At 51.5% G+C, this 11,651-nt stretch carries 9 protein-coding genes; 3 read left to right on the top strand and 6 right to left on the bottom strand.

Translation table 11 applies throughout. The features are described from left to right. The first annotated feature begins 290 nt into the window (after positions 1-290). From KDM87_RS04355 to KDM87_RS04345, 3 genes are all read left to right on the top strand, one after another. Positions 291-1,163, top strand: coding sequence for a MotA/TolQ/ExbB proton channel family protein (locus KDM87_RS04355; protein ID WP_190481348.1), 873 nt, complete (start codon positions 291-293; stop codon positions 1,161-1,163). Between the two features lie 96 nt (positions 1,164-1,259). Beyond that, complete coding sequence (locus KDM87_RS04350; RefSeq protein WP_186886253.1) at positions 1,260-1,697, top strand: ExbD/TolR family protein; 438 nt, start codon at positions 1,260-1,262, stop codon at positions 1,695-1,697. A 15-nt stretch (positions 1,698-1,712) separates the two neighbouring features. Beyond that, a complete protein-coding gene (locus KDM87_RS04345; RefSeq protein ID WP_186898662.1) occupies positions 1,713-2,144 on the top strand; it encodes an ExbD/TolR family protein in 432 nt (143 codons plus the stop codon). A 237-nt stretch (positions 2,145-2,381) separates the two neighbouring features. On the opposite strand, the gene KDM87_RS04340 is transcribed toward KDM87_RS04345, so the two are convergent. The 6 genes from KDM87_RS04340 to KDM87_RS04315 form a co-directional block, all read right to left on the bottom strand. After that, positions 2,382-2,798 carry a hypothetical protein gene (locus KDM87_RS04340; protein WP_212677887.1) on the bottom strand — a complete coding sequence of 139 codons (417 nt, stop codon included), beginning with the start codon at positions 2,796-2,798 and terminating at the stop codon, positions 2,382-2,384. Positions 2,799-2,841: 43 nt separating this feature from the next. Next, positions 2,842-3,714 (bottom strand): DUF6348 family protein, encoded by an 873-nt coding sequence (locus KDM87_RS04335; protein WP_212677886.1) that lies wholly within the window; start codon positions 3,712-3,714, stop codon positions 2,842-2,844. Positions 3,715-3,847: 133 nt separating this feature from the next. After that, the gene (locus KDM87_RS04330) at positions 3,848-5,725 is read right to left on the bottom strand and encodes a glucokinase (RefSeq protein WP_212677885.1); all 1,878 of its coding nucleotides are present in this window, start codon (positions 5,723-5,725) and stop codon (positions 3,848-3,850) included. A gap of 127 nt (positions 5,726-5,852) precedes the next feature. Continuing rightward, positions 5,853-8,309 carry a glycoside hydrolase family 31 protein gene (locus KDM87_RS04325; protein ID WP_230407566.1) on the bottom strand — a complete coding sequence of 819 codons (2,457 nt, stop codon included), beginning with the start codon at positions 8,307-8,309 and terminating at the stop codon, positions 5,853-5,855. After that, positions 8,306-9,916 (bottom strand): alpha-amylase family glycosyl hydrolase, encoded by a 1,611-nt coding sequence (locus tag KDM87_RS04320; RefSeq protein ID WP_212677884.1) that lies wholly within the window; start codon positions 9,914-9,916, stop codon positions 8,306-8,308. Before KDM87_RS04320 ends, KDM87_RS04325 begins: the two co-directional genes overlap by 4 nt. Positions 9,917-10,230: 314 nt before the next feature. After that, positions 10,231-11,550 carry an MFS transporter gene (locus KDM87_RS04315; protein ID WP_212677883.1) on the bottom strand — a complete coding sequence of 440 codons (1,320 nt, stop codon included), beginning with the start codon at positions 11,548-11,550 and terminating at the stop codon, positions 10,231-10,233. Positions 11,551-11,651: the final 101 nt, after the last annotated feature.

Genomic DNA, 11,651 nt, shown 5'->3' with positions numbered 1-11,651 from the left:
AATTGCTGTCTGGTTCCTGCAAAAACAAACCAGGTACCGTCGATGGCAAACCACAACCAACCTGGACGAAAGTACAGTACGTGTGGAAACTGGATTAATCCGGATGTCAGGCAAAAGCAAGAAGTCAACACACGCAACACCCTGTGCCTGACTTCCTGCTTTACCCAGAAAACAGCATGAATTAAAAACGTCACCCTCGTGCAGGACACAAACAACCTGAACGAAGTGACAACAAAAACAGTCGTAAGCAATACCAACCTTCTATATTTGTTATTAAAGGAAGCACCATAATGAAAACCCGTTTCTCCGCATTTCTGGCTGCAGCTCTCCTGGCATTGACTGCCGCTGTTGCCGTCGCTCCAGCTTCCGCACAAGAAGCTTCCGCCGCTGCCTCCACTGCAGCACCTGCTGCTTCCGCACCAGCGGCTGACGCTGCTGCACCTGCTGCCGCACCTGCCGGTGACATCGCTGCTGCACCTGCGAAAGAAGTGATTGAAAACCCATACGGCTTAGACGCACTCTGGAAAACAGGTGACTTCGTTGCCAAAGGCACACTGATCATCATGGTCATCATGTCCATGGGTAGCTGGTACATCCTGATCACTAAAATCATCGACCAGGTCAAACTCTCTGGTCAGGCCAAAGAAGCTGGCAAATTCTGGAAAGCTGCTTCCGTACAAGCTGGTTCCGCTGCACTCAAAGAAGGCAGCCCATTCCGCTTCATCGCTGACTCTGGTATCAAAGCCACAGAACACCATGAAGGCGCCCTGCTGGAACAAATCGACCTGAACACCTGGGTGTCCATGTCTATCCAACGCGCTGTCGATAAAGTACAAAGCCGTCTGCAAGATGGTCTGGCCTTCCTGGCAACCGTTGGTTCTACTGCTCCATTCGTTGGTCTGTTCGGTACAGTCTGGGGTATTTACCATGCGTTGACAGCGATCGGTATGTCCGGTCAGGCGTCCATCGACAAAGTAGCCGGTCCTGTGGGTGAAGCGCTGATCATGACGGCGATTGGTCTGGCCGTTGCGGTTCCAGCGGTTCTGGGCTACAACTTCCTGGTTCGCCGCAACAAGAGCGCGATGGAAGAAGTCCGCTCCTTCGCAGGTGATCTGCACTCCGTCGTTCTGTCTGGCAGCATGAACAAAGTTGCCAAGAAATAAGACGGCACACCAGACACACAGTCACAGGCACTAACGACTCAAGTCACAACGCCGGTTGCCCAGTGCACCGGCGTGCAATCTGAAAGAGAACACACTATGGCAATGGCAATCGGCAACGATGGTGATGGCGAAGACGAAGTCAACAGCACCATCAACACCACCCCGCTGGTCGACGTCATGCTGGTCTTATTGATCATCTTCCTCATCACCACCCCGGTGATTACTGACACGGTCAAACTCAAGCTCCCGGCAGAACGCAACCAGATTTACAAAACCAAACCAGAAAACATCACCGTATCGATCAGTAAAGATGGTGACGTCTACTGGAATGGCGGCATGAAACCCCTGCCAGGCGGCACCGAAGGTTTGTTTGACAAACTCAAAGTTGAAGCCGTCAAAGTACCGCAACCGGAAGTCCATATTCGTGGCGACCAGAATGTGCGTTACGAATTCGTTGGCAAAACCATCCTGACCGCCCAGCGCGCCGGGATCACCAAGGTCGGGTTCGTGATCGAACCGCCACCACGGAATTAAGGAAAAGGACCAGATATGGGAATGCAAATAGGCTCAGGCAGCTCCTCCGCCGATCCTGAAGTGATGATAGAAATGAACATGACGCCGTTGATCGACGTCATGTTGGTGCTGATCATCATGCTCATCATCACGATCCCGATTCAGAATCACTCCGTGAATCTGAACATGCCGACCAACACCCCGAGTAAGCCAACGGAACCACCGGTGGTGATCAATATCGACGTTGACTTTGACGGTACGGTATTGTGGAACGGTGTGGCGGTCGCGAGCCGTAACGAACTCGAAGCGAAGCTGGGTGAAGTGGCGGCACAGCCAAATCAACCGGAAGTGCATCTGCGTCCGAATGCTGTGGTACCGTACAAATCGGTGGCGGCGGTGATGGCCTCGGCTCAGCGTCTTGGTGTGACCAAGATCGGTATGGTCGGCAATGAGCAGTTCTTGAAGTAATTCAGCCGCAAACGGAATCACAAAATACCGTCGCAACGCGGTACATAAAAAAAGGCAGGGATTCCCTGCCTTTTTTGCTTTCTGCCGCTGACTGCTTGCAGATTGGCCTGTAGAGCAATAAATATACTCCCCCCAGTATCTTAAAATGTATTTATTTCATAAGGACATGAAGGGTATTTTCATAAAAACAGGGGGGAGTATATGAAATCCAGGGCAAAACCGCTGCCGTTGCACATCTTACTGCGACTCTTTTTCAGTGGCAGTATCAGTTGTAGTATCAGCCGTCGTATCGCTTGCAGCTCCGGGCGCAATGTCAGCAGCAACAACATCCGCAGAACCCGCATTAGCAACATCAGCAGCGCTCGCAGCAGAAGGTGGAGTGAAACCAGCAGACTCCGGCTGGTTGCGGTCTTTCTGCCGTATCGTTTTGAGCGCCAGTGCAATCAATAAAAATAACAGACACAGTAAAGCGATCGCGGGGGCAACCCATTTCACCCCGAGCAAGATCAGCCGTTGATGCTCTTCTGATTGCGCAAAGAACCAGACATCCACTAATGGCAGCACATAGCTGACAAACACCGATGGCGCCAGCACCAGCACCGCCGTCATCGCCAGCGCAATCAGCAAGGCGATCAGTTTAAGCAATACGTTCATTCTCATCTTCCTTCGCAATCGGCATCGTTATTCTTGCACGAACTCAGTTGCTCACATCAGCACTATTCACAGGAACGGCGCTGGCATCCACTACCCGGCTCACGGTGCGGATCACCACATATTGTTTGCGAAATTCCAGTCCGCGTTGCGGCCATTTTTCTACATAAGCAGTCAGCGCTGGCAATGCGGCCGGAAAATCCTCGCCGTTGACGCGACAATCCGCAGCCGCCACACCGAGCTGATCACGCGACGCGAACAGGCGCACGCCCAGAAACTGATCCGTCTGCAAGACATCGTGAAACGCCTCCATGCTCTCGGTAAACAAACAACACGGGCAAAACGGATGCGCTTCTTTATTCTTTGGTGGCGGATTGCTCGCCAGATGCGCGACCGGCCCTAAAATCACCTGACGGAACCGAGACAATCCGGCATGTTCAGATGCTTCAGTAGTTTCTGCACCATTAGCCACATTCATTTCTATCACGGTGCAATCACGTGGCACATCGCGCGTCGCATCCAGCAAAACGACCAGATCCATTTTGATCCATTGCGCAAAGCCCTCCGCGATGGCAGCTGCCTCGTCAGCACCAAGCGCATGCTGATATTCAGCGATCCCTTGCGGAAAATACTGCGGATGCCAGGCGTGTATGCGGGTGCAGGTACGAACCCGCCCTTCACCAACCACATTCGTTGTCACCGGCTGCACAGCCAGCGCCAGCCCTTCCGCCAGTTGTATGCACGACGGCAAGCGTTCAAATGCAATTCCGGCATCGCTGAGTGCCACAGCGAGCACTTCCGTCAACAGCGGATCGCTCTGCATCTGCGGCGTCAGCACTGGCGACGTGACGGAGGCCGCTGCATGCGCGCCGGAGCTGAATTTATTTGTGAAATTTTTGAGAGATTGAAGCAGCGACATAAAGTACGATCAGAAAGCAAAGGAAGCGCGATTGCAGGCGACGCTAAACCAACATTGTACTTTTTTACGTCGCTGCTGAGCAGCAGTGCAATAAATTCTTACACTGCAAACAAGCGCCGCAGCGCGCGCGATATCAGCTGTCCAGATGTGAAATCAGCAGATGGCTCAGACGTGTCGCTTCTTTCTCACGCGAGTCTGCGCTGTGCGGCGCGTCGACCGATAAGCCGACGGCCAGAATGTCGATCAGCAATAACTGCAATATGCGCGAAATCATCGATAAAAAAGTAGCGTTATCTTCACTGTGATTCACTGCCAGACAGACGCTGGCTTTTTTCGCTAGCGGCGACTGATGCGGTGCAATCGCAATCACATCGGCACCGGCATTCAATGCAACGTCCACCGCATTCAGCAGTTCTGGCAACTTACCGGAATTAGACACCACAATCACCACATCACCGGGATTGAGTAATTCGGCCGCCATCGTGAACAAATGCGCATCGCCGTAATTTGCGGTCGGAATGCGGAAACGGAAAAATTTGTGCTGACCATCCAGCGCGACTGCACGCGAATTGCCCATCGCATAAAATTCGACCTTGTTTGCCTTGCGTAATAAGGCAATCGCCTGATCAATCGCATGCACTTCGAGCTGGTCACGAAAATTTAAAATCGCCGACACGGTGTTATCGATTACTTTGGCACTCAGATCGTGAGTGCTGTCATTGCGCCGGACCTGACTGTGACGTACAGGAATCGTTCCGGTCAGACTGCTGGCAAATTTCAGCTTGAAATCAGCAAGCCCGGTAAAGCCCAGCGAGCGGCAAAAACGTATCACGGTCGGCTGGCTGACATCGGCCAGACGCGATATTTCGGCAATTGCTTCATTCAATACGGTACGCGGATTCTCCAGTATCAGCGCCGCAACGCGACGCTCTGCCGGAGTCAGTTCCAGCTGTATCTGCTGTATGCGGTCCAGCAAAGAACTGTCGCCGCTGCGCCCGCGCAAATGCTCAGACAAGATCGCGGAAACACCGTAAAACGCCGGATTCGGCGTGGTAATCACATACGTTGGAATTTGCGCCAGATAGCTACTAAAGCGCCCTTTCGCTTCGAAGCGACTACGAAACGGCGACGCGGTAAAATGTTCACCCATGAGTGGCACGATGCCTCCGCCGATATAGATACCGCCGAAAGCACCCAGCGTCACCGCCAGATTCGCAGCAAAACTTCCCAGCATCGCGCAAAAACATTCCAAGGTTTCGAGGCTGAGCGGCTCGGCTTCATGCAAGGCTGCATGCATAATTTCCTGCGCCGATAAAGCACGCACTTGCTGCTGATGCCGCGCCGCCAGCGCACGATAAATCAGCTCTAAACCGGGGCCAGAAATCAGGCGCTCAGTCGAGACGTGCGGCCATTCTTTCCAGGCGAATTGCAAAATCGCATATTCACGTTCATCACACGGTGCAAAGTTGACGTGCCCACCTTCCGAACCGAGGGTAACGAAACCGTCAGAGGTCGGTATCAGTCCGGAAACCCCCAGACCAGTGCCCGGGCCGAGCACACCGATCACAGATTTTTCGACGGCAGTACCACCACCGACCTGCATCACATCACTGGCCTGCAAGCCCGGTAAGGACATGGCGAGCGCCGTAAAGTCGTTCACGATCAGCAAGGTGTACAAACCAAATTCGCGCCGTACCGCTTCGATAGAAAACGCCCAGTCACGGTTCGTCATGCGTACATCATCACCATCCACCGGATTGGCAATCGCAAACGCCGCATGCTGAATGCGATTGCCCTGATGATCATGCAGATAGGCGCGGATCAAAGGCACAATGCCGCTGTAATCATCACATTTCAATACACGCACCGCGGAAAAAACTCCGGGTGCTGTTTCCAGCGTAAAGCGGGCATGGGTCGCGCCGATATCTGCCAGTAAACGCGGACCACCAGAAAAACCGGCACCGTGATGTTCCGGGTATGTGTCCTGTCCTGCCAACGTGTGTTCTGCCATGTTTTTTTATTTAATTGATTTCCGGGATTTCATCACATCATGATCCAATATTTGTCTCGCTGTCTGTGGTGAGAAAAACTATACAATTTACCACAGCCCCTGCTGGTTGCCGCATATTCTGTCGCGCTCAATCCCTCATTTGCACAACTAATGTCGCCGTAGTATCCGCCTTCCATACGACATCCAGCGTCACTTGCCTGCTGGATGCATCCCAGGCAAACGCCACCGGCTGATTTTGCAGCAGAATTTTTTTCGGTGCAGCGGTGATATTGTGAATGACTACCTGTACACGTCTGTCGCTGGCAGCAGCTTGTGAGACATGCGTTTTACTAAAATTTTTACGCGTATTTGCACCATTCACCGCATCCAGCGTCAGCACCAATTCCTGTTGCCGGTGCTCGCTGCGAAACTTCATCAATGTGTATGCGCCTTGTTCAAAGGCTTTGGCCGTTACGCCGTCATCATCGTATAACTGCCCCTGAGAAGCCGCAACCGCAGGATCATAGTAGTAATGTAAGTCAAACGCCCGCGTTGAATATTGCCCGGTATTTTGCACTGGTTTTGCCATAGGAATGAAAGCACCGCCGCGAACAAAAACCGGGATATGTTCACGCACGAGATCGACGCTCAGGCGGCTGCCTGCGGCATAAGTCTGCCCTGTATAAAAATCAAACCAGTTACTGCTGGCGGGGAAATATATATCCGCTTTTTTCTGGCCTGCCTTCAGCACCGGATGCACCAGCAAATCATGTCCCCACAGATAACTGTCGGATGCCGCGCTTAAGGCCGGGTTCATTGGTTCGGCAAAAAACAGTGGGCGCATCAGCGGCCAGCCATGCTGGTTATTCTCAAATGCCAGCGTATAGTTGTATGGCAGCAGGCGGTAACGTAACTCGATAGCCGCCTTGGCAAGCGCCCGCGTTGCAGGCTCACGAAACACCGGTTCTGAAGCGACTTCTTCCTGTGCATGCGGACGAAATACCGGCTGAAATACGCCATATTGCAACCAGCGTGTATAGAGCTCATCGTCCAGATTGGCGCCGGCAAAGCCACCAAGATCGGAATGCATATACGCCATTCCCTGCATACCCATTTGCAGTGCAATTTCAGGTTGTGAACGCAAACCACCCCAGGTCCGGTTCACGTCACCTGACCACGGAATCATACCGAAACGCTGTGAGCCGGAATAACCTGCGCGCATCAGTATGAAAGGCCGCTCTTGCGGGTAGTCTTTGCGGTAGCCTTCGGCAATCAGTTTCGCCCATTGATGCCCGTAAATATTATGAACCTGATCTGCCGATCCGGTTTGATGCTGCAGACCGGCTGGATGCACTTCCGGCTCACCCAGGTCGCCCCACCATCCGGCCACGCCTTGCGCTTTCAGATTCTTGTAGATATTCCAGAACCATTGTTGTGCATGCGCATCGAACAGATCAATCAGGCCGGTGTGACCGAAATAAAAATCATAGGTAAAAGGCTGGCCTTGCTGATCTTTTGCCAGAATATTTTCTGCCACAGCTTCTTTCCATCTGGCCGAGCTGGTCAGGATAAATGGTTCGGTAATCAGTATGGTTTTGACGCCCTGCTGCGCAAAGTCGGCAATCATTTTTTGAGGTTGCGGAAAATGATCTTTGTCAAAAGCCAGATTTCCCATCGTGCCTTTGATGTCTTTTCCGAACCAGTACAGGTCGAAAATAATCGCATCCACAGGAATCTGCTCTTCCTGATATTTCGCCAGCACAGAACGCGCCTCGGATTCTGAATGATAACCAAAGCGGCTGGCGAAATTACCGAAGGCCCAACGTGGTGGCAATGGCTGCCGTCCTGTCAGTTGCGTGTACGCAGAAATAATATCTTCCCAGCTGTCACCCGCAATCAGTTGATAAGTCTGACGTCCGCTCAGGCTTTCATAGGCGAGCACATTATTTTTTTTGCTGTCGAGATCGAGAAACCCTGTCGTCGGATTATCGAAATGTATGCCGTACATTTTGGAAGAAAAAACCAGAGGCATAGAAAAATTCATTTGCTCGGAATGTTCTTCGTAACCGTAATGCGCCTTGTTATACAAAGGCAAGCGATAGCCACGCCGGTTCATACCAAGGGCACGGGCACCAGCGCCATATAAGGCTTCATCCTGATCCAGCCGGAAGCCCAGGCTTCGCCCCTGTGCCGATCGCTGATAACCCTGATCCTCTGCAATCAGGGCTTTATCTTTATAGGTATAACTGATTTGGAATAGCACACGATTGATATGAACCGTCATGTTGCCTGCGACATAGCTGAGATGCTGCTTATCGCTGTGAAGCTGTGCTTTGATTTTTTCCGGTCTCAACACCACGGCATGCGAGGCTTGCTGCACATGTTCGCCTGCCGGAATAAAACTCGTCTCGATAATATTTTTTGTATACGGCTTAAATATATAGCGGCCATCATTCGTTACCACTTCGAGATAAGCAGGCTGGACAGAAACGCGCTGTATGCTGCGGCTGGCATTTTGCGCAGCGAGATTACCCGCACAGAACTGCATCAACAGCGCCAGCGTTGCCAGACATGAGATGCGTTTGAAATGCGTTTTCTGTTTCATGGTGCGTCCTGTGCAATCAGAGCAATCGGAAACTGGCTCGCGAAAGTCACGCTACCTTTCACCACGATTGCCGTCTTTCCTGAATAATGATCACGTAATCTCTGGCCGTCAGAAAATATGCCCGCAACTGAAATACGGTTTTCCTGATGTGCAGGTAAATCCAGTGCCACCACCACTTTGTCATGCTGACCGTGATTGTCGTATGTGCGCTTGAATGTATAAGGACGATCATTGATTTTCTGATGTATTCCGGCGCCAACCGCAGGATGTAGTCTGCGGAACGACGCAAGTTTTTTCCAGTGTGCGAACACATCGGCAATCCGGTAATCCTGCTGTATTGCATTCGCCTTCAGCGCATCCCAATTCATGAGGGAACGCAGTCTGGCATCGCCCTGCGCTTCTTTCACATCAATATCACGCGCGGTTTCGTCGCCGTAATAAATCTGCGCTGCGCCCGGGCTCAGCAAGAGTCGCGTCGCCGCCTCAAAAGGCTGGTGCCGTTGCAGATCAAAAGGTGCACTGTCGTCATGAGAGCTGATGTAATTGAGAACCGAGTAGCCTTGCAGATCACCGTGCAGTCGCGCTGAATACGTGCTGAAGAGCTGTTCGCGATCTTTCTTCGCATCAGACTTGAAACCAAAATTAATCAGATTATCAAAACCGTTTTGGTAAAAATTAATCTGGCTGCCACCATCCATCGTAAACTTCTGGCCTTCAGCAATCGAATAACCGTAAACTTCGGCGGTCATAAAAAAAGGCGTGTCTCCGACTTTTTTTTGTGGGTTCGCAGTTTTCCACTCTTCATAAGCACTGCTGGCGAGTTGCTTCAGTTCTTTCCAGACACCCGGCTCAACGTGCTTGACGGTATCGGCGCGAAAACCATCGACACCGTATTTCCTGATCCAGTCGGTATGCCATTTCATCAGGTAATACCTGGGCGCACGCGGATAGCCGGTACGTTTAAAAAACTGATCCAGCTCGCTGATTTCTTTGGCATAACGGCCTTCGGCTTTCCACTTATCGATCAGAAACGGCGGCAATGGCGTTGGCTCATGACGGTCGGTGCGGATATCCGGCAAACCTTGCACCAATGTGCAACTGACTGTGCTTGCCACATCTTTGTAAGTACAGACAGGCGCATCGCGCACCCAGCTTTCCGGCCAGGCAGTATCTTGCTCAGTCTGCGGGCCAACGTGATTCATGACGATATCGAGCAAGACGCGTATGCCATGTGCATGCGCGGTATCGACCAGTTCGCGCATATCGGCGTCGGTACCGAGGTTGGCATCAACGCTGGTGAAATCACGTGCCCAGTAACCATGAAAGCCGTATGATTTTCCGCTGCCTTCGTCTGCCGCGCCATGAACCTGTTCGACTGGCGGCGTCAGCCAGATCGCGTCCACACCCAGCTGATTGAAATAGCCTTCTTTTATTTTTGCCGTAATACCGGCCAGATCGCCGCCCATATAACCACGTAATGGTGCGGCGTCTTTTTTTCTGCCGTACGCAAGATCATTGGCTGGATTTGCATTGTAAAAACGGTCGGTCAGTAAAAAATAGATGGTCGCATTGTTCCAGGTAAAGAAGGGATTCTCAGATGAAGCCATTTTATTTTTTTGGCTTCTGTCGCTGTGGTGGCTTTTGGTGTTCAGGCGAACGTCATTGTCCGCACTCTCTGCGCAGGCTGAAGGCGATACACATACACTGCTAAAACACAGAAACAAAATGGGAATACAAAACAGGAAATTTTTTTTCATGGCGTAGCTCTTACCGGTCAATGCGGAATCGGGGCGCAGACGAAAGAAAAGTATCAGGTTGCGCCAGAGGAGATTGGAGACACCGCAACCTGAATTCAAATCAGCGTAATACAATCAAAAATCAGACGAGAACAAAGGTAATTTTTTCAGACCAGTATCGGTGTTTATCTGTGCGACTCATCTTTCACGATCAGCGTCAGCAAACCCGCCAATATCATGCATGCGCCACCAAGCACCAGCGTTTGCATGGTATGTCCATGAAAGAAAGTCTTCGTCACAAAGCCTAACAATAAGCCGCTGACAATTTGTGGGATCACAATAAAGAAGTTGAACACGCCCATGTAGTAGCCCATCTTTTCGGCAGGCAGTGCTGACGCAAGTATCGAATATGGCATAGTCAGAATACTGGCCCATGCAACACCGACCCCGATCATAGGCAGCAGCAGCCATTCTTTCTGGGTGATCAGGAACATACTCATCAAGCCCATGCCACCGAGCACGAGACAAGTCAGATGCACCGTTTTTTTACTGGTCAGGCGGGCGAAAACCGGTAGCAAAAATGCTGCCAGTGCCGAGACGCCGTTGTAGACGGCAAACATCGTTCCTACCCAGTTTCCGGCATCCTGAAAAAATACGGAATGAGAATCCGTCGTACCGAATACGTTGTCGGCCACGGCAGACGTGGTGTAAATCCACATCGAAAACAAAGCAATCCAGGTAAAAAACTGCACGATCGCCAGTTGCACCATGGTCTGCGGCATCTGGCGAAAACCGGCCATGATCTCTTTGAGTACATTAGCAATCCCAACCTTTTTCTGCCGCGCCGCCTGAAACGCCTGCAGATCTGCCGGTGGCAATTCGTGACTGAAAAATACCGTCCACATCACTGCGATAAAATAGATAGCACCACCAGCATAGAATGAATAGCGGACAGTTTCAGGGATCGTACCGTTCATTGATTCATTACTGAAACCACACACGTCTGAAAACAGGGTTGGCAGCAATGATGCAATGACCGCGCCGCAACCGATGAAAAAAGTCTGCATCGCAAATCCTGCTGTCTGCTGTTCCGGATTCAGCTTGTCGCCAACGAAGGCGCGAAACGGCTCCATCGACACATTGATCGCCGCATCCATCAGCCACAGCACCAGGACGGCCATCCATAACGCAGAAGAATTCGGCATCAGAAACAAGGCCAGCGAGGCTAGAAGTGCGCCGATAAAAAAGAATGGCCGCCGACGTCCCCATGTAGGATGCCAAGTGTGATCGCTGAGATAACCTATCACTGGTTGCACCAGCAAACCGGTGACGGGTGCCGCCAGCCAGAATAAGGGAAGATCATCAGGGCTGGCTCCCAGAGTTGAAAATATGCGGCTGGTATTGGCGTTCTGTAATGCAAACCCGAATTGAATTCCAAAAAAACCGAAACTCATATTCCACAGCTGCCAGAAAGACAGCAGGGGTTTATTGGTCAAACTAGGCATCTTGGTGTCCCCGTATTATGTGTGAGGCCGGATGAAATCTGGCATGGCGATCGCAAAGTCTTCACATTTTATGCTTGAATGTTTTTCAGACGATGGCAACG

Source organism: Cognatundibacterium rivi (assembly GCF_018139565.1).
GTDB lineage: Bacteria > Pseudomonadota > Gammaproteobacteria > Burkholderiales > Burkholderiaceae_D > Undibacterium > Undibacterium rivi.
This window is presented reverse-complemented; position numbering and strand designations above follow the sequence as displayed.